The organism is Mucilaginibacter yixingensis, from assembly GCF_041080815.1.
Classification (GTDB): Bacteria; Bacteroidota; Bacteroidia; order Sphingobacteriales; family Sphingobacteriaceae; genus Mucilaginibacter; species Mucilaginibacter yixingensis.
On sequence record NZ_CP160205.1, the window covers coordinates 2,135,320 to 2,154,881 of the forward strand.

A 19,562-nucleotide genomic window follows, 5' to 3' on the forward strand; every position below is an offset into this window, starting at 1 on the left:
GTATCCATCCTGCCGTGAAATGTATCCGTGCATGCGGGGATAAGCACGCAACTTTGGGGTATGAAAAACACGATATTAATTACCGGCGCTTCTTCAGGGTTTGGAAGAGCAGCCGTCAAACTATTTCAAGAACAAGGCTGGAACGTGGTGGCAACAATGCGTAGCCCTGAAAAGGAAGAGACGCTTCGCGGGTTGGAAAATGTGGCCCTGGTGCGTTTGGATGTGACCAATCCGGAGAGTATTCGGGAGGCCGTAGCGGAAGCTACCAGCAGGTTTGGCCGGATAGATGTATTGGTGAATAACGCAGGTTATGGTACGCTGGGTGCACTGGAAGCGGCTACAGCAGAGGTGATTCGCCGGCAGTTGGATACCAATCTTATCGGGGTGATCCAGGTGACCCAGGCAGTGCTGCCGGTGATGCGAGCGCAACGTGCGGGTGTTATTATTAACGTATCTTCTGTTGGCGGGCGGGCCACTTTTCCGTTTTCATCTTTGTATCACGCCACTAAATTTGCGGTGGAGGGGCTAACCGAATCACTGCAATATGAGCTGAACCCCTTAGGCATCCGTTTAAAGATTGTGGAACCAGGTGGTTATAAAACTGATTTTGTGAGCCGTTCGATGGACTATTTTGGTGCCGGTGGCATTGCAGACTATCAGCAAGCTTTTGACCGCTTTGCGGGCAAGCTGGAAACCTGGCCTTTGTCTGAAAACATTGGTGAAGTGGCCGATGCGATTTTTAGAGCGGCTACAGACGGTACAGAGCAACTGCGTTATCCGACAGATATACATGGCCAGCAGTTACTTGAGGCCCGACAACAAATGGACGATGTAGCTTTTAAACAACTGATGATTACCCAAACACTCGATTAACCGTATCTTTAGTTATGCAAAAGCCGGACAGGTTTCACCATTTTGAATCGATCAGCGAACTGAACCGTTTCCTCCAGGTCCCGGAACCACGGCACCCGCTGGTGAGCGTGATTCCCGATCATACCAATTTTTATGCGCTGCGGCCGCGTGAAGCGGTAGTATACCGGTTCGGCTTTTACACTATTTCCTGCAAACAGCTGAAGGGGCAGCTAAAATATGGCCGCGGACATTATGATTTCAGCGGGGGCTCGCTGTTGTTTACTGCGCCCAACCAGTTGATCTCTACAGGCCCGGATGCCGTTGTAGACGAGGGTTGGGCACTGTTTATCCATCCTGATCTGCTTTACGGTACGCCCCTGGCCAAACGGATGCAAGATTATCATTTCTTTCATTACGAAGTGAATGAAGCGCTACACGTATCTGATGAGGAAAAAGCTTTGCTTAAAGACTGCATTGATAAGATTGACCGTGAATGCCGGCTGGGGACCGACAAACATACCCAGCGACTGCTGGTGACGAATATTGAATTGCTGCTAAACTACTGCGATCGCTTTTACGACCGGCAATTTTATACCCGCGCCAAGGTTAATGCAGATGTGATACAACGTTTTGAGCAATTGCTGAAAGCTTATTTCGCAGAGGAAACGCTGATTGATAAAGGATTGCCCAATGTTAGCTACTTTGCAGATCAGCTCCATCTGTCTCCAAATTATCTGGCAGACCTGCTGCAGCGCTTTACAGGCAAAACTACCATAGAGCATATTCACCTGGAAATGATTGACCGGGCAAAGGATCTGTTATGGGGCAGCCCGGAAACAGTCAGCGAGATTGCCTATCGGCTGGGCTTTGAGCATCCCTCACATTTTGCCCGGGTGTTTCGCGCCAAAACAGGACACTCGCCCACAAGCTACCGGCAACTGAACTGAGGTATGCGGTTTGATGGGTTCTGTCTCACCATTTTATTCCAGTTGACGGCTGCCGCAGCCTTTGGCCTATTGGTTCTTTATGTATCTTTTTAATTCGGATGCAATGACCGCGGAGTATTTTTTTGCCCCGGTTTCATTAAGGTGGCCAAAGTCATAGTAAACTTCAGGATGCCCGGTAAATCCAGCTAAGTTATAGTGGTTGATAAAAGGAATATGATTTTTTCTTGCAATGCTATCGGGGATATCCACAATATGGTTTTTCTCTACTGCATAGAAAGGAGAAAACAAGAAGATCAGCTGGATGTGTTTTTCCTTACACTTATCAATAAAAGCTTGCAGGTAATGTATCTTAGCACTATCTGCAGCAAACGGAAATCTCTCTGGCGTGATCTTGAAGGTGGTATCCAGCTTACCATATAGAGGCTTAAACCCTTTATCTGATGCCAATGTTCTTGTACTTAAATTGCCCGCTACAATGTTGGCAAACTGGCTGTTATAGCGGTATAGTTCAAAAATTTCGCTTTTATAGTATAACCCGGCTACTTTCAACACTTCATCGCAACCTGGGCTGATATTAATATAAGGCGTAAGGCTGCCTGTTATAGCTGTTTGCGAAAAAGGTGTTGCCAGATAATCTATAGGATGTACTTCCAGGCAAATGGTTTTTGGGGTATATCTTTCCAGAATATTGCAAAGCAACCCGTATTGAAAATAAATATTGCGCAATCCCCATAACCCGGCGTTATATACCGGTGTTTTTAACGTGTCCTGAATAATTGACGGTACATAATGATGATGGCACCTGGAGCTACCCATAAAAATTACCGGAGCATTCATTTGATAGGTAACGGCGTTAAGCTTATACTCGTCTGTTGTTGTGGTGGTTTTAAATAACGCTTTAACTACCAGAGAAAAAGCGCGGTCGGCCGCCAGTATAATCAATAGTATGGTAAGTACTTTTATTAAGAAGGTTTTCATCCCCGGTTAAAATTTAAAATAGATAAACTGATTGCCGTCCAACACACCGAAAAATAAAATTAACAGGGCATATCCTGCCAAAGTCAACTCATAGCGGTAACGGTTGATGATGCCTTTAGAGAACAGCTGTTTTTCGGACCTGTATTCGTCCCAGAAATCTTTGAAGAAAAGAATCAGCATACAAAGCAAACCGTTAATCAAAGTCTGGTAGTCAAAAAATAAAGGCCCCGGCTCTGTAGCAATTTTTTTGACTACCATGCCTGCTTCTGCAAGACTGGCTGACCGGAACAGGATTAAGCCGAACGAAACCAGGAGGAAAGTGCCAATCATCTTTAACACAGCATTAAAGGGCGGCAATCCGCTCTCCGTCTTTTTTACCTTCTTCTTCTTGAAAAAAGTACCCGATAGCATTAAGGGGATGTATAATAAGCCGTGGTATAACCCAAACAGAGCAAAGGTCCAGGCGGCACCGTGCCACATACCAATCAATATAAAGGTAATGATGATGGCAAATATAGATCCCCATTTTTCCATATCTCTAAACTTTACGTTAAGCGGCATAAACACGTAATCTGTTAGCCAGCCGGTAAGTGATATGTGCCATTTGCGCCAGTACTCGGCAATGTTTTGTGAAAAAAACGGACGCTTAAAGTTTTCGGTGATCTTAATGCCAAGTAAACAACCAACGCCTATGGCCATTTCAGAGTATCCCGCAAAATCAGCGTACATCTGTATGGGGTACAATAAGGTAGCAAAGCCTAAAGAAACGCCATTGTGGTGTAGTGCATGACCAAACACCGCATCACCGTAAATAGACAGCCGGTCTGCTACACACGTCTTCATAAACATGCCCCAGAGTATGCGTTTTAACCCAATGGTTGCCAGGTCCTCATCAAACCCGCGTGCCTTAGATAACTGCGCCAGAAAAGGTTTCGGACGATCAATGGGGCCGGAAAGAATGGTTGGAAAGAAAGCAATATAGGTGGCAAAGTCAACAAAATTGCGGCAGGGCTCCATGTTTTTGCGGTGCACTTCAATTACATAACTAATCAGTTTAAAGGTAAAGAAACTGATCCCTATAGGCAGCAAAATATGAAATACGCTCCAATGAGTTTTTAAGCCAACGGCATTAAAAAAACTACTGAATGATTGTATGAAAAAGTTTAAATACTTAAAGTACAGCAGCAAGCCTAAGCCCAGCACAACGCCTAAAGTGGTTAGATAGGAAGACCTTTTTGGCTTTGTGCCGGCGTTACTACCAATTGCCAGTCCCAATCCATAAAAAATAACGGTAGCAGCAAACAGCAGGGGAATCATTTTCCACTCGGCAAAACCGTAAAAGAAATAACTTGCCAAAAGAAGCCAGATATTTTGCGCTTTGGCATGGCCTTTTAAAGGGAAATAGTAGACGAAGAAAACTACCAGGAAGAATATTAGAAAATTGACAGAATTTACAATCATTAGTGCCTTTGCTTACCAGTACTTTAAGGACAGGTTTATTTTGTTGTGAAGATAATAGTTTTGTCTATTATTTAATCCTGAAAGATGACCACCTGGAGCTCTGAATTGTTCAATCCTGACGAATTTGTAGTTAATTGGTTTTGTTTTGGAGGTTTGCCGTTTACCGGCTAGCCTGAATTGCTGGTTGCGTGGGCAGCCGCGAGTGCAAAAACGTTAACGGCGCAAGCTTAAACCAGCGAAGGGGATACGCCGAACTTTTGTTTAAATGCGCGCGAAAAATGGGCCAGGCTTTCAAAGCCCAGGTCGAGGTAAATGGCTGAAGGCCGTTGCTGTTGCCCGATCAGGCGGTGCGCCTCGGTCAATCTTTTTTCCTGCAGCCAGCGGCGGGGTGGCATGCCGAAAATTTGCTGAAAATCGCGCTTAAAGGCGGCCAGGCTGCGTCCGGTCATTTGGGCAAACTTCTCCAGTGGAATGTTGAAATGAAAATTACTCAGCATAAAATGCTCAAGGTCAATCTTATGCGGCTGCGCAAAATTGAATAGGAAGTCCCGCAAGTGCGGTAAAGCGTGCAGCAGCAGTTTTACCCCTTCCTTTACTTTCAGCCGGCCCATTTCTTCGGTAAGGGCACCAGCCGCACTGTGAGCGTAGGGCTTGATGGACTGGAAATAACCATCGAGGAAATCATTGGAAGGGATAGGTATATTGGGTGGACCGGCGTAGCTGCGGCCAATTTCTATATGCTCTTCCAGCGCAATCTGTCGTAGCAGTCCTTCCTGCAAAGAGATCACCATGCTTTCATAAGGCTCACCGTCCAGCGGCTTTTTGGTCAGCGTCCCTAGTTGGTTGCGGCCTACCAGTAGCATTTCTCCGGCATTTACATGCAGGGTCTGCCCGGCGGTAACCAGGTTTAATTGCCCCGAAACCATCAGCACCAGGGTGTGATGGTTCCAGAAGCAAACTTTGTCCTTCCTTTCGGCAGAAAGGTAGGCGTAAAAGATCATGCCGGGCAATATCTCTTGTGGGTTGGTCATTAACGCTGTAAATAAGTGCCGCCCAGAATGGCGCCGGGAGCAAAAGTAGTATTTAAGCGGCTGATTTCATCCGGTGTAAACTGTATGGACATCGCCCCGATATTTTCCGGCAAACGTGTTCTCTTGCTCATGCTCACCAACGGCATGATATGTTCGCCCTGCACGTTCACCCAGGCAATGGCCAACTGGACAGGGGTAACGCCTTTAGCTGCAGCCAGTTCTTTCAGTACTTCCACTTTTGCCAAGTTTTGCACCAGGTTATCTCCCTGAAAGCGCGAAAAGTGTGCCTGGTAACTACCCGCTGGCAACGGTGCTTTCATTTGGCCGGTGAGCAAACCTTCTGCTGTATTGGCAAAAGCCACTACCGCTACGCCCAACTCTTTTGCGGCCGGTAGCAGTTCGCTTTCTATCTGGCGGTCGGCCAGGGAATAGCCAATTTCTAAAGCGCTGATAGGATGCACGGCATTTGCCTGGTGCAGTTGCTCCGGCGTGATCTCTGAAACGCCGATGTGCCGCACTTTTCCCTCTTTAACAAGATCGCTGATGGTACCGATGATATCCTCCACCGGTACGCTGCCGTCCATGCGGCAGGGCTGATACAGATCAATATAATCGGTACCCAAACGCACCAGCGAATAGTTGATGAAATTTTTGATAGCCACGGGGCGCAGGTCCAGACCCAGCCAGGAGCCGTTATAGAAGATGGCTCCGAATTTTACACTGATAAAAGCGTCATCCCGACGCCCCTTGACTGCTTTACCTACCAGCAGTTCGTTATGCCCGGCGCCGTAAAAATCGCCGGTATTTAGAAAGTTGATGCCGCTGTCTAAAGCTGCTTGTATAGTGGCAATACTTTCCTGCTCGTCTGATGCCTGACCGCCCCATACTGATGACATGCGCATGCAGCCCAAACCCAGTTTGGACACCAGCGGGCCGTGTTGGCCCAAATGTATTTTTTCAATGATTTCCATAGTGCTACAAAGGTCAGCCATAATTCATCAACCTGCTTATCTACGCGGCTCAATGTTGTTGACCGGAAGGCTCACCGGTCTGCCGTGCGTTTGGTGTCATCCGTCTAAATGAGACACAGTCTTTAAAAAGCAATTTAGTTTAATACCAGGCAAAGTGAAGGGATAAACGTTCAACACGGTAATGGTTATCATTAATAGAGATTGATTGTGGAAGAAAAACGGATAGCATTGATGGATTCATATAGCAGGCATTTCTATATTTGCCGGATGACCGAGAAGCTAGCCGCGCACTACGAAAACCGTACTTATTATTTCTACATAGTGGATAAGAAGCCGGGTGAACTGAGCATACGCATGTATGATACGCCCTATATTTTTATCCGGAAAAATGATACCTGGGAAAATCACAGTACCAATAAAATGGCCATGACCGGTCCGCTTATCCAAATAGTTGCCGAAACAGCCGGAGCTGAATGAGAGCACAATGGGTTAACCGGAACTTTTACCCAGGTGTTGTGTCACCAGATCGTCTAAAGCTGAAAATAATGGCATGAAACAGGCATTTTTTAATAGCTTGCAAAAAACTATCTATCTATGGATCTGCCTATCGTTACGCTTGAAATCACCAACCTGGTGATTGCTTTTGATCATTTTGACAGCCTCATTGCACAAAGTGCAGCTGGCAACGAAGACTACCTGAAAATGCACGCTAAAGGCCGCGATCACCTGAGTATTTTTGCTGTTTATGACGGGCATGGACACCTGAAGACCCTTCCTGTCATAAAGCAGACTATTGCTGCCGGGCTGTCTGGGTTGAAGACCAAAGACGTTCACGAACTTGTGGAACGGCTGGAGAAGGACGTGAAAAAGCTAAAAAAGCTTTATAAGGCGGTGACGGTTTAATGCCGCCTTATTCTTATCGGCTGATTATCCGCCTGGCCACAAACTCATCAAAAAAATACTTCCGGTAAGCACTACCTATTGGAATTTCAGTATCACCTATCATTACTGTATTATTATCAAAAGAATCGATATGCCGCACATTGATAATATAGGATTTGCTGATACGCACAAACAACTGCCGTGGCAGTTGCTCATGGATGGTTTTGATATTCATGGCTGTAATCACTTTCTGATCTGCTGTTTGCAGCACCACATAGTCTTTTAATCCTTCGATATAGCGGATATCGTCAAAATGGATTTTCAGATAACGGCGGTCTGCTTTGACAAAGAAGTATGACTCCGGCATTAGCTCAATAGCAGCAGGCTGTGCCTGGCGCAGCAGATCTGCATAAGCCTGTGCCTTTTGAACGGCCATCTGGAAACGGCCTGATTTTACCGGCTTGAGCAGATAATCAATGGCATCTGCTTCAAAACCATCCACCGCATATTCTGCATAAGCCGTTGTAAAAATAATCAGCGTTTCTGGCGGTACTATCCGGGAGAACTCAATACCATTTAATCCTGGCATCTGGATGTCCAGAAAAACCAAGTCAACAGGATGCTCCACCAGAAATTTACCCGCGGCATTGGTGCTTCCAAAACTACCCGCCAGTTCAAGTCCCGGCGTTTGCGCTACCAATAGCTGTATGGCCTCACGTGCCAGGGGTTCATCATCTACAATAATGCAGGTCATAGCGTTAAAGTTAAATCTACACGGAAGCCGTTGGCCTCATCTGAAGTTATCAGTGAATATTGACCGGGGTAAAGCAGCTCCAGTCTTCGGCGCACATTAGTCAACCCCAAGCCTCCTTTCATCACCGTCCGGTTTTCATAAAATGGTTTGGTGTTTTCGCACGAAAAAGCAACTACGTTATCCTTTACCCCGAAAGTCACCCTGACCGAAGAAGGATGATCGGCATCCAGGCTGTGCTTCACCGCGTTTTCTACAAAAACGATAAATAAAAGAGGTGATACCTGCACGCCATTCAGTTCACCTAGGGTTTCGATATCAAACGTAAAATGATCTCGCCTCGTCTTTTCCAGGTTTAAAAAATCTTCCAGAAAATGAATATCTGCCGTTAATAACACCCTTTGCCTTGCGCTGTCGTAGAGCTGATAGCGTAGCAGATCACTCAGCTTGATTAAAAGCTGAGAGGCTTTATCCGGCGCTTTAACCGTCAGTACATTGGCATTATTGAGCATGTTGAGTAAAAAATGAGGGTTGATCTGATTTTTAAGCTGCTCCAGTTCAGACTGTATTGTTGCATGCTCCAATTCGCTAACCCGCTTGCTGACCGCGATAGACCGCTGAAACAGTTTGATGGCCGAAGAAGCTCCCAGCAATATGCAAAACATAAAGGCCACCGGTAACAGGGTAGATACGTCCATTTCTTCTCCTGAGTTGCCATGGGTGGGCTTAACATAAGACCTCATCATAATGAACACTGCCAGTGTTATACCCAGCAATAGCAGCACCCATGACAGATATGCAAAATACCGATGGCGGAAGATCAGCTTCGGCAGCATCCAGTACATGTTAAAATAGAACAGGCAAATGAGCACAAAGAACGCCACGAACCGGAGCAACTCATGCGGTACCTCGTCATGCGGTTTTTTTTCCGTAAATAACACTGCCGCCATAAAGGCAATCAAAGACAGGTGACGATAAATCCTATATTTTCGTTCAGTCAGTAAACTTAACAGACGGTCGTTCCTGAAGTCAGCAGATCTGTTCCTGGTATCCATGGAAAGTAAAATTAATAAACCATTTTGCTCGTCACTTTAACTTTATACCAACGGGCGTTGTATTTATACCAACTGAGCTAAAGTCTGGCCAAAGTATCTTAAAAAAACAGGTTTGCTATAATTTATGTCAGGGTTAATATAAAATGCATCCTGCTGATTAACTAAAAGTTTACCTTCGCGGCAAATCAGATCATATGACAAAACCTTTGCTGACCGCGCTGCTCTTGCTGCTGACCCTGACCGGGATGGCGCAAAAAAAAGTAACTTTAAGCGGCACGATCAAAGACGCCACTACCGGCGAAACCCTTATTGGCGCAACCGTGCGCATAGCCGGGCAGAACACTACCGGCACCGCTACCAATAATTATGGTTTTTACTCGCTTACCGTACCTGAGGGCGATTATTCCATTGTTTACAGCTATATCGGCTACCAGCCGCTGACGCAACAAACCGCCCTGCATCAGGCTAAAACGCAAAACATCAGTTTACAGCCGGGGAACAGTCTGCAGGAGGTGGTTATTTCTGCAGGCAAAAGGAACAACGACAACGTAGCCGCCCCACAAATGGGTTTGGAAAAGTTGAACATGACCCAAATTAACCAGGTGCCAGTGGTGTTGGGCGAAAAAGATATTTTGAAAACCATCACCCTGATGCCGGGCATTAAATCGGCAGGGGAGGGCAATACCGGTTTTTATGTTCGCGGTGGTGCTTCAGACCAAAACCTGATCCTGTTGGACGAAGCTACTGTTTACAATGCGTCGCACTTGCTCGGCTTCTTTTCCACCTTCAATTCAGACGCAATCAAGGACGTTAGCATTTATAAAGGCGGTATGCCTGCTGAGTACGGCGGACGCCTTTCTTCGGTACTGGATGTGAAAATGAATGACGGTAACGCCAAAAACTTTTCCTTACAAGGCGGCATCGGCTTGATTGCCTCGCGCCTGAAGGCAGAAGGCCCCATTGGCGATAAAGGCTCGTTTATGATCAGTGCACGCCGAACTTACATCGATGTGTTTACCCACGCGGCCAGAGACACTGACCTGAAAAACAGCACGCTGTATTTTTATGATCTGAATGCCAAGGCCAATTATCACCTGGATGACAAGAATACCGTTTATCTTTCTGGCTATTTCGGTAAGGATGTACTCGGCCTTAAAAATACTTTTGGCACCAACTGGGGTAATTCAACCGGAACCGTGCGCTGGAACCATTTGTTTAACAATAAGTTGTTCAGCAACACCTCGCTCATCTACAGCAATTACAATTATGTGGTAGAGGATTTTCAGGAAGGCAATAATTTTAAGGCAACTTCTAAGATCACAGACCTTAATTTTAAGGAAGATCTGCAGTATTCACTCAGCAGTAGTCATTACCTCAAGTTTGGTTTCTATGTGAATCACCATGATATTGCACCTGGTGATATCAGTACAGACGGCGCCTCTAGTTTTAATCAAACCAACGTAGAGCACCGTTACGGCTTTGAGAATGCTGCCTATATCAGTGATGAATGGCACCTGAACAGCAAGCTGACCGTACTCTACGGCCTACGATTAAGCGATATGCTGCTGATGGGCCCCGGGAGCTTTAAAACCTATAACACCGCCGGTACGGTGACCAATACACAATCTTACAGTTCTGGATCTGTGGTGAAAAGCTACCTGAACCTGGAACCCCGTTTATCTGCCAGCTATATGCTCGGCGACGAGAACTCGCTTAAATTCTCTTATAACCGCAATACCCAGAACATCCACTTGCTCAGTAACTCTACCAGCAGTAATCCCACTGATGTTTATGTGATGAGCAGCAATAACATTAAACCAGAGATTGCCGACCAGGTTTCTGCCGGCTGGTTCCGGAATTTTAGCGATAATGCTTTTGAGTTCTCGGCCGAGGTCTATTACAAATGGATGCAAAACCAGATTGATTATAAAGATGGCGCCCAACTTATTGCAAACGCTGATGTAGAGTCGTTACTTACTTACGGCAGCGGAAGAGCCTACGGCCTGGAGCTTTTCCTGAAAAAGAAATACGGCCGGTTTAACGGATGGGTGGGGTACACACTATCAAAAGCACAGAACAAATTTGCAGCTATTAACGGCGGTGCCTATTATAACTCCAGCCAGGACCGACCTCAGGATGTCTCCGTAGTTGGTATTTACCAACTCAGCAAACGCTGGTCGTTGTCATCATCCTTTGTGTACAGCTCCGGGCGGGCCATTACTTATCCAACCGGCAAGTATAATGTAAACGGTATAACGGTATTCTCTTATTCGCAGCGCAACGGTTACCGCGAGCCTGCTACCAATCGCCTTGACATCGGCGCTACATTGGAGGGGAAAGAACACAAACGCTATCACTCCAGCTGGACGTTCAGCATTTATAACCTCTACGGCTATCGTAACCCATATACCATTACCTTCCGCGACAGCAAGACCGTACCTAACACTACCGAGGCCGTGCAAACCAGCATTTTTGCCACAGCTATTCCTTCGGTTACCTGGAACTTTAACTTTAAATAAGCAATGAAAAAAATTGTAATCTATCTATATATACTCGCTATCACCGCCAGCATTAGCGCGTGTGAGAAGGTGATCGACATTAAAGTGGCCAATGACTCTGGTAAACTCGTTATTGAAGGCGCTGTGACCGATCAGGCCGGACAAACCATCAAGCTATCGCGCAACGTAGCTTTTACCAGCACCAATACTTACCCGGCTGTGACCGGTGCCACCGTTAGCGTAACCGATCAGAACGGTAAGGTGTACGCCTTTACCGAAGGGGCTGCCGGTACCTACACCAACGCCGCGCTGACCGGCGCAAGCGGCCAGACCTACCAGATGAACGTTAATACCGGTAATCAAACTTACACCGCAACCTCTACCATGCCATTGAAAGTTGCTCTGGACAGTATTACCTCCGCCGACAGCGACTTTGGCGGGAAGGGCAAAAAGAAAATCACCGTCCATTTTCATGACCCCGTTGCCACCGCCGATCAGTATAACTTTTTGCTTTTTGTCAATGGCAAACAGGTTACCCGCGTATTTACCGTAGACGACCGCTTTACCAACGGCAATGATATCAATTTCGACCTCCGCACCGGTAATGACGACAACGATCAGGCCATTTACGCCGGTGATAACGTGACCGTACAAATGCAATGCATTGACCACGCAGTATTCACCTATTGGTTCAGCCTTCAACAGCAAGGCACCGGCTCTGGTCCCGGCGGCAGTGTATCGCCGTCTAATCCGCCCACCAATATCACACCGGCGGTATTCGGCTATTTTAGCGCGCAAACGGTGCAGAGTAAAACGATAGTGGTTAAATAATTATTTACAGCCGCCTAAAAAGGTGCACCATCCACGGAGAGCCAACAAATGGGAACCCCGCGGATTTGTAAGAAATAATAGACGTCAAGTTTGAAATAGAAGGAACATCTGAAGAAAAATGTGAAAAGCGGAAGCGGAATCCATTTGCTTTCGATGTTCCTGATTGATGGTTTTATTGCATTATCTATTTATTATAGCTTTCGCAAGGCTATCGTTATCGCGCTAAGCCTGAAAACTTTTATCCGGTAACAGGGATCCGGGGAAACCCATCCCCGGATCATCGGCTGGAAGCGTAACGCTTCAGCATGCACGGATCATCCGGATCGCTAAAATCCGAAGGCCATCAAATCTTAGGAAATAAATGCCAATACCCATTACGGCATTCCAATTCAGCATTAACAGCCCATTGACCAATGCTACCTCACCTGGCTGCGGTGGCCCAAAAACACTCCGATTTATTGCCCTATCAGTTTTAATATTGGTCAAACACGTGATAGTTATTCCGTAATTCTGATAAGTCTACCATTGATTCTTAAAACAGGGTGACGGGCCATATATGGTAATGTATCCTATGGTTAAATTTGATAGTTACTAAAAATTTGGCTTTGGTCAAATCATCCTGCCTCTTAAACCAGTTACTAAGCCTACATGAAAAATTATCTAGCCGCACTTGTGCTCTTTTATGCGCAGTTATTTATGCCTGCCATAAAGAGGCGCCGAATGAAAACTTATCTGCCATTAAATCTGACCACCGGATCACTTTTAATTTAAGGGATGCGAAAAATAGGTAATCAGAGCATTTACAAGTCAAAGTGGACCTCGTTTGTTTGGGGTTGTTAATTGGTTTTTTGTATTTAATATGCTGATTGTCAATTTAATAGATCTTTTTTGTGCCTGTTGCTTTTCCATCCCGAAATAGCCGTTGCAGCGATTGGAAAACGATCAGGGATGATCAATGCAGGTGTAATATTAATTGATCCTGAACCTAAATCCTATGAAAAGCAATACTACCGGTTAAGCCGCTTCTGACACTGCGTCAAATCTATTATCAACCCCTATAAAATCACCACTTAAACCACAAATGAAAAAGTACCTAACCGCACTTGTTCTCCTGCTATGCGTAGTGATCTATGCATGTCACAAAGAAAAAGCCAATGAAAGCTCACCGGATTCGAAATCCGGAGATGGCATTACCTTCAACCTGAGAGATGCTAAAAACTTTTTAAAACAGACGACCGATCTAAAAGCCAACGCCATCACGCAACCAGGTGACTCCGGCAACGTAGGCAGTAAAGGTACCATCCTCTGGAAAAAAGCCAGAATTTACAAAAGGTCCAATAATTTAGAGGTAGTTGAAGTGCCCATTGCTTTCAATAAAAAGCAAGTCCCGCTGTTCAATGAGCGTCGAGACTCGGTGAAAACGCCACCGGATATCACCAGCGTTGAGGCCGCGTTTACCAGATTGCTGATTTATCAGGATGTTAACTCGAAAGTGATTAATAAAGAGCTGGTTACTTATATCCCTGATAAAGAAACAGTGACTAAACTGAATGGCGATATCAGCAACAACTGGATAGATAAACTTCAGTCTCAATTTTCAGGGTATCTTTATTATCAGGCCTGGAACCATCAGCCGTTACACCTGGTACGCGTTAAGAACGGCATAAAAACCGCTAACTACCGTCTTTCGTCCAACGGAGGGTCTGGCGGGCCACAGCTAAGCGTTCAAAGCACCCTTAAGACAAATGAGATTGAATGTGATCTGTATAGCACGCCGACCTATACGTTTGATTGTGTGGTGAATACCGAAACAGGCGAGTTTAGGTGCACGCAAACCTCATCCGGATCAATTGATTATCTCTATTGCTACGATAATTCAAACCCGCTAGACCCTAACCCGAATCCTCCTCCAACCGATCCAGGTAATGGCGGGGGGTATGTCCCTTCCATCACTGACAATGATGTAAACCTTTCCTTCTGGCAAACAAACAGCCTGCCGGAAATCAATCCGAGCAAATTTGCCTCTTGTTTTAATGATAATAAGCAGGCAAGCTCTTATACCATGACCTTGTACGTTAAACAACCTATTCCGGGAGATAAATCTTCATGGGTTTCCATTGCACCTTATTCGTCATACATGCAGGCGGCTTTGGGACAGGGCATCATCTGGATGACGCCAAATAGTGGTTGGTTTAATAGCGGGCATACCTTTGTTGGCTTTACAAAAAATAACACCGATGGCACGAATGTTACCCAGGTGATAGGATTCTGGCCTTCTCCGCAATCTCCAACGGTAGTTAGCAGGGGCAGCAGTCAGGATGACAGTAATTTCCCGTATACGGTGAGCTACACCATCACGGTTACTCAGTCGCAATTCAATGCAGGCTTAAATGCCGTGATTTATGACGGCTATAACCCATCGTTGCCTAACTTAAGTAATGTCAATTTTGTGCTTTTGAATGTGCCATCATCGGGCTACACCGAGTACAATGATACCGATGCGGCGTTGCATTGGTTTGCGGCGGCAGGCACCACCATTTCATCGCCTAGTCATGACAACTTTACACATACAGCTGGCGAGTTGGGCGAGACCATACGTGCCATGTCTGGCGCTGTTACAACAGCGGGTTACGCCCCTCAGGGTAAAGGCGCTTGTAATTAATCAATATTGCGCTGAAGCTGATCTGTTTAGTACAGTGTAGCTAAAGTTAATATTGCGCTTATTAACCGGGTTGCTTAATAGATTTGAACAGCTAGGGTGAGAAATCTCACTCTAGCTGTTATTTACCCTTAGTCTGCGTTATTTAATTCACCTATTTGATCTTATTGTCATGAAAATCACTAAAGCACTAAACGCTATATTTATTATACTGCTCTGCTGTTTTTATGTAGGAAATGCCCATGCCCAGGTATCGCCGGATGAATCCTCCAATTTTCATTTCAAAACCTTCACCTGGAATGATTTGCTGGAGGCTAAAAGCTGCCTGCACAGTGGCGATCAAAATCAGTTAAAAGAATGGCTTTCCAGCAAGGGATTTCACCCGCAGAATGCTGACGAGAGCGCTTTTGCCAATGAATCAGTTGGTTATCAAATCAAGATCGGTCCATCCAGTGCCACGCTGCTGGTAGAGTCTACTTCTGCTGCTGGGTTTAATAATGAACTAAATGATTTTATCCGCCAGGAAAAATGGAATGATGAACTGTATTTTGATGAACAGGCAGATGATACGCAACAAGAGATCACCTTCTTCAATTTAGACAAAGCACCGGTATTTACCGCTCACTTTGATGCCCTTAATGCTGTTTTAACCATTTATAAATAACCGTTTCCATGTCTATCAATCTCTGCTATCAAGTTCGCCGTGATATGCGCTTCATAAAACCCAAAAGGCCGTATACATGGCTTATATTACTTTTGATGATAGCCCTGTCCGGCTGTCATACGGCGCCCCCAAACGTCCGTTTGCTAACCGACAGCTCGGGGGCTTATGGGCAACGCTTTCTCAAAGTTATTCAACATTATCAGCGCAGTGGAGAACAAACCAAACTGCAGGCTGCCTATGTGATTCTGGCTAACCTGAAGGGGCAAACGCATACCACCGGGCCAGGTGTGGTGGGTTATCAATCGCTCTTCCATCAGCTTTTAACTGTACCGGAAGCCCACAAAAAAGATTATGAAACAATTTGGGACAGCCTTACCAATGCCGCGCCCGATATCCATCTGAGTGATGTTGCTGAGCGTGAAGATTTCAAAACCATTACACCTGATTATTTGATTGCCCATATTGATGCGGCCTTTCGCGCCTGGCAAATGCCCTGGGCAAAATCTTTATCGTTCAATGATTTTTGTGCGTATATCCTGCCCTATAAATTGGTGGATGAGCTGCCTTCTTCATGGATGCAGACCGTTCAGAAAAGGTATCACTGGCTGGCCGACTCGATGAAAGGCAGCACTGATGCCTATAAAGCCTGTCTGCTACTGAACAATGACTTAAAAAATAACTTTACGATCCGCTCCTTCCCATCTATGTGGGATTCCGGGTTCCCAGAGCTGGACGCCATCAGGTCTGGAAAATGTTATCAGGCAACTGAATATACCACTTTTGTTATGCGGGCCATGGGAATCCCCGTTGTAATGGACGGTACGCCAACCTGGGGCAACGCCAGTGGCGGGCATGACTGGAACGCCCTAATTGATCATGGTAAACCCGTCCCGTTTGTTGGCTCAGAGTCAGATCCGGGATTGACAAAAATTGAACTTGCGTTTCAGCGCAAGCGTCCTAAAGTTTTCCGGCATACGTTTGACCTGCAGCCGCAGGCTTTAGCCTCGCTTCAGGAGCGCGAAGATTTGGAAGAACCGATTCCTTTAGAGTTTCACAACCAAAGGCTAAAAGACGTAACCAAAGAATATTTGCCGGTTACGGACATTGCAGTTAACCTAAAAAAGAACGGCCTGGACCGGAAGATTGCTTATTTGTGTGTTTATAGCAGACAAGATTGGGTGCCAGTGTACTGGGCTAGGATTGCAGACCAAAACCGGGCCACTTTTTCAGATATGGGGCGTGATATTCTATACCTGCCCGCGTATAATGGCGATCAGGGCCGGATGGTGGGAGCGGGGAATCCTGTATATGCGGACACTTCGGGAAAGGTGCAAACGCTGAATCCTAATCCGGCTAAGCAAATTGACATTACCGTTTCCAAAAAGGGGCCCGATGGGCCCAATATTGAGAAAGGGAAAACCTATGAGCTTTGCTATTGGCAGGAGCATTGGGTATTTGCCGGCAAAGAAACTGCTAGCGGCAAGACCGTTTGTTTTAAGCATGTTCCGTCAAATGCGGTTTATTGGGTGAGCAACCCGGATAAAGCCACCAAGGAAAGAATTTTCACTTACACTAATCACACGCTCTCATGGCATTAAAATATATCACCCGACTGCTGCCGCTGTTTTCTGCCGCGGCTCTGCTAATGGGTTGTCAATCTAAAGGTATTCAGGGTATTCTGAGTTCAAATGGCGCCGGGAATAAACTGATCGATCCAAGATTTTATCAGGATGAGCCTATCGCTCAAATCATCAATCCGCAAAACTATGCAACCATCGATACGACCTTCACGTTAACGCAGGCCTCCAAATGTCATATTTACGGCGTTGGAGAAATGGTAGTTAACCTGGCTGCTGTACCCAAGTGCTATTTTTTTAAGAGTGATGATATCGAAATCTTCTTTAAAAAGGGTAAACAGCTGCAGGGGTTTGTCTTCCCGTGGGATAATCCGACCAAAAAGAAAGATACGCTTTCCTACGTTAGCAATGGGGCCAGTTATACGGGCATTTATAATGTGGCGAAAAAGCAGTACCTGATCCAGGTTAAATTTCCGTGGAGTGCTTTGCGGTCGCTGGGTATCGATAGTGTTAACACGGTCAGCTTTGATTGCGCGCTGGCTGACAATGATGATGGGATGAAACAAAAAGCGAAAATGGTTTGGGCCAGTGCTTCAGATCCGCTGTACACCAGGCATAGTACCGGAAGGCTGAGCTTTTCAGCAAGCCGACCAGCCGTTGCCGGGGAAGCCGTTGCATTGCGCAGCAAATCTGGGGTTGTCAAAGATTCCGCTTATCTGAAAGGTTTGGTCACTTACCAGATCAATAATCTGGCTTTAGGCCATGCTATTGCGCCTGGTGATTTATCAGGTAGTTTCAAAGTTGACAGGGACGAGCAGTCACTCAACTTTTACTTTGTTGTTAATGATAATTCCAAGGGAATTGCGCTCAAAAAGAATATTGTTCAGTCGCCAACCTTCTCTGATTATGGCTGGATTACAGACAGTAAAGGAAAAAACGTCTGGTCGATGAACGCCTACTATGCCAGGCCGGCAGGAGGGGCGGAGAAAAATCAGCAGATAGACACCGTTATTTCGCTAAAACCCGGGAAGTATAAGCTGAATTATGTAACGGATGAATCGCACGCCTGGGGAAACTGGGATGCCAGTCCGCCAACCACAGTGTTTTACGGCATTGTTGTTTATCATGATAAGTAACAAAGAAAAAACCTGGGCCATCCCTGTGGTAATGGGGCTCACCCTCACGGGGTTTGGTGTTGCTGTTTATTTCGGCAGCCGTGCCTTTGCTTTAGGTTACTTATGCGCGCTTTGTTTATTACTGGTACCTAAGTTTAAACAACAGAAAGCCGGTGTTTGGCTAATGGGATTGCTGGTTATAGCCGCGCTTTTAATTTGTAGCTGCCTGATCAAGGTAGATTCTTCCCTGGGCCGTGTTTTGATTTATAAAATAGCCTGGCCAATGTTTACGGAGCATTGGTTACAGGGCATCGGCTTGCATCATTTCAACCTGTTTTACATGAGGTACCAGGCCCATTATTTTGCTACAGGTAACTACGCTGTAAAAGAAATGCTGCTGGCAGACAATGTTGCCTATGCCTACAATGATTATTTTCAGTTGATGGTAGAGTGCGGTGTAATAGGAGGGCTGCTGCTGCTGTTTGCCGTTTGGGGCGTGTATAAATTGTTATCCCCGGTTTTCGGCAACAGGGAGCAAGCAACCTTTCTGGAGTTGCTTAGTGCCGTTCAGCTCATGGCCATGCTGGTTGCTGCTTGTTTTACCTTTGTATTTTATCAATGGTATTACCTGGCGGTGTTGGTTTTGTGTTTAACAATTTGCACCATCGGCTACCTCAGTCGCTCCGCGCTAAAGTTTAAAAACATTTGGCTAACAGGTGTGGCGGGTTTGGCTGCACTCTGCTTAATATGGATCGGCACGGTGGCGCTGCGTTGTTACCACGAAGAACAAGATTTTTCAGCCACCAAAGACCTGGCCTTTGCCGGATTTAAAAATGAAGCACTTGCTGACGCCTCCGGACAATTGGCGCATTTGGCCGGGAATGATCACTTTTTAACCCTTTATGGAGATCTGCTTTATGAAATGAAGCGTTACCGGCAGGCAGAAGCCATCTATCGGCAGCTTTCCAAACGGATCACCTACAACGATCTTTATTTGAAACTGGCTAATTGCTACGCTATGACAGGTCAGGATAGTCTTGCGATAGCATTTTATCAGGATGCGGTAGCCATGGTTCCCAACAGGTTTGGTTCGAAATTCGATTTATTCAAATTTTACCTCAAAAAGCATGATCAGGTGAACGCAGTCCGGCTGAGCAGGCAAATCTTATATCAACCAGTTAAAATACCTTCGGCCCAAATTGATTTGATAAAAAACCAGACCCTACAATTGCAAAAAGAGCAGCGCTAAGTTACTTCTGCCACTAAAAAAGGAAGCATAAATTAGTTACG

Annotated in this window: 17 protein-coding genes; 11 read left to right on the forward strand and 6 right to left on the reverse strand. The window is 45.8% G+C overall.

Features of this window, described 5'->3' with window-relative positions; genetic code table 11:
• Positions 1–60 precede the first annotated feature (60 nt).
• Both ABZR88_RS08535 and ABZR88_RS08540 read left to right on the forward strand, forming a co-directional pair.
• Positions 61–873, forward strand: a complete 813-nt coding sequence (locus tag ABZR88_RS08535; protein ID WP_107828563.1) for an SDR family oxidoreductase — start codon at positions 61–63, stop codon at positions 871–873.
• Positions 874–887: 14 nt separating this feature from the next.
• Positions 888–1,799 (forward strand): AraC family transcriptional regulator, encoded by a 912-nt coding sequence (locus ABZR88_RS08540; RefSeq protein WP_107828564.1) that lies wholly within the window; start codon positions 888–890, stop codon positions 1,797–1,799.
• A 66-nt stretch (positions 1,800–1,865) separates the two neighbouring features.
• Here the strand turns inward: ABZR88_RS08540 and ABZR88_RS08545 are convergent, their stop codons facing one another.
• The 4 genes from ABZR88_RS08545 to ABZR88_RS08560 all read right to left on the reverse strand — a co-directional run bounded on the left by ABZR88_RS08545 (position 1,866) and on the right by ABZR88_RS08560 (position 6,240).
• Positions 1,866–2,777, reverse strand: a complete 912-nt coding sequence (locus ABZR88_RS08545) for a hypothetical protein (RefSeq protein ID WP_107828565.1) — start codon at positions 2,775–2,777, stop codon at positions 1,866–1,868.
• 6 nt (positions 2,778–2,783) lie between these two features.
• Positions 2,784–4,238: an MBOAT family protein gene (locus ABZR88_RS08550; RefSeq protein WP_107828566.1), complete on the reverse strand. Its 1,455-nt coding sequence runs from the start codon at positions 4,236–4,238 to the stop codon at positions 2,784–2,786.
• Positions 4,239–4,465: 227 nt separating this feature from the next.
• Positions 4,466–5,269 (reverse strand): AraC family transcriptional regulator, encoded by an 804-nt coding sequence (locus ABZR88_RS08555; RefSeq protein ID WP_107828567.1) that lies wholly within the window; start codon positions 5,267–5,269, stop codon positions 4,466–4,468.
• Complete coding sequence (locus ABZR88_RS08560; RefSeq protein ID WP_107828568.1) at positions 5,269–6,240, reverse strand: aldo/keto reductase; 972 nt, start codon at positions 6,238–6,240, stop codon at positions 5,269–5,271. The genes ABZR88_RS08555 and ABZR88_RS08560 overlap by 1 nt, the downstream gene beginning before the upstream one ends.
• A 267-nt stretch (positions 6,241–6,507) precedes the next feature.
• Between ABZR88_RS08560 and ABZR88_RS08565 the strand changes: the two genes are divergently transcribed.
• Together ABZR88_RS08565 and ABZR88_RS08570 are read left to right on the forward strand one after the other, a co-directional pair.
• Positions 6,508–6,717, forward strand: coding sequence for a hypothetical protein (locus ABZR88_RS08565; RefSeq protein ID WP_107828569.1), 210 nt, complete (start codon positions 6,508–6,510; stop codon positions 6,715–6,717).
• Between the two features lie 117 nt (positions 6,718–6,834).
• Complete coding sequence (locus ABZR88_RS08570) at positions 6,835–7,143, forward strand: hypothetical protein (RefSeq protein WP_107828570.1); 309 nt, start codon at positions 6,835–6,837, stop codon at positions 7,141–7,143.
• Between the two features lie 13 nt (positions 7,144–7,156).
• Here the strand turns inward: ABZR88_RS08570 and ABZR88_RS08575 are convergent, their stop codons facing one another.
• Together ABZR88_RS08575 and ABZR88_RS08580 are read right to left on the reverse strand one after the other, a co-directional pair.
• Positions 7,157–7,876 (reverse strand): LytTR family DNA-binding domain-containing protein, encoded by a 720-nt coding sequence (locus ABZR88_RS08575; protein ID WP_107828571.1) that lies wholly within the window; start codon positions 7,874–7,876, stop codon positions 7,157–7,159.
• Positions 7,873–8,928, reverse strand: coding sequence for a sensor histidine kinase (locus ABZR88_RS08580; RefSeq protein WP_107828572.1), 1,056 nt, complete (start codon positions 8,926–8,928; stop codon positions 7,873–7,875). The genes ABZR88_RS08575 and ABZR88_RS08580 overlap by 4 nt, the downstream gene beginning before the upstream one ends.
• Before the next feature lie 194 nt (positions 8,929–9,122).
• Here ABZR88_RS08580 and ABZR88_RS08585 point away from each other — a divergent pair, with 194 nt between their 5' ends.
• The 7 genes from ABZR88_RS08585 to ABZR88_RS08615 all read left to right on the forward strand — a co-directional run bounded on the left by ABZR88_RS08585 (position 9,123) and on the right by ABZR88_RS08615 (position 19,521).
• Positions 9,123–11,447, forward strand: a complete 2,325-nt coding sequence (locus tag ABZR88_RS08585) for a TonB-dependent receptor (RefSeq protein WP_107828573.1) — start codon at positions 9,123–9,125, stop codon at positions 11,445–11,447.
• Positions 11,448–11,450: 3 nt separating this feature from the next.
• Positions 11,451–12,257: a DUF4249 domain-containing protein gene (locus tag ABZR88_RS08590; protein ID WP_107828574.1), complete on the forward strand. Its 807-nt coding sequence runs from the start codon at positions 11,451–11,453 to the stop codon at positions 12,255–12,257.
• 1,081 nt (positions 12,258–13,338) lie between these two features.
• Positions 13,339–14,919 carry a hypothetical protein gene (locus ABZR88_RS08595; protein ID WP_107828575.1) on the forward strand — a complete coding sequence of 527 codons (1,581 nt, stop codon included), beginning with the start codon at positions 13,339–13,341 and terminating at the stop codon, positions 14,917–14,919.
• Positions 14,920–15,088: 169 nt separating this feature from the next.
• On the forward strand, positions 15,089–15,580 hold the full coding sequence (locus ABZR88_RS08600; protein ID WP_107828576.1) for a hypothetical protein: 492 nt from the start codon (positions 15,089–15,091) through the stop codon (positions 15,578–15,580).
• 140 nt (positions 15,581–15,720) lie between these two features.
• On the forward strand, positions 15,721–17,178 hold the full coding sequence (locus ABZR88_RS08605; protein ID WP_146166530.1) for a hypothetical protein: 1,458 nt from the start codon (positions 15,721–15,723) through the stop codon (positions 17,176–17,178).
• On the forward strand, positions 17,169–18,293 hold the full coding sequence (locus ABZR88_RS08610) for a hypothetical protein (RefSeq protein WP_107828578.1): 1,125 nt from the start codon (positions 17,169–17,171) through the stop codon (positions 18,291–18,293). The genes ABZR88_RS08605 and ABZR88_RS08610 overlap by 10 nt, the downstream gene beginning before the upstream one ends.
• On the forward strand, positions 18,283–19,521 hold the full coding sequence (locus tag ABZR88_RS08615; protein WP_107828579.1) for an O-antigen ligase family protein: 1,239 nt from the start codon (positions 18,283–18,285) through the stop codon (positions 19,519–19,521). Before ABZR88_RS08610 ends, ABZR88_RS08615 begins: the two co-directional genes overlap by 11 nt.
• The last annotated feature ends 41 nt before the right edge of the window (positions 19,522–19,562 follow it).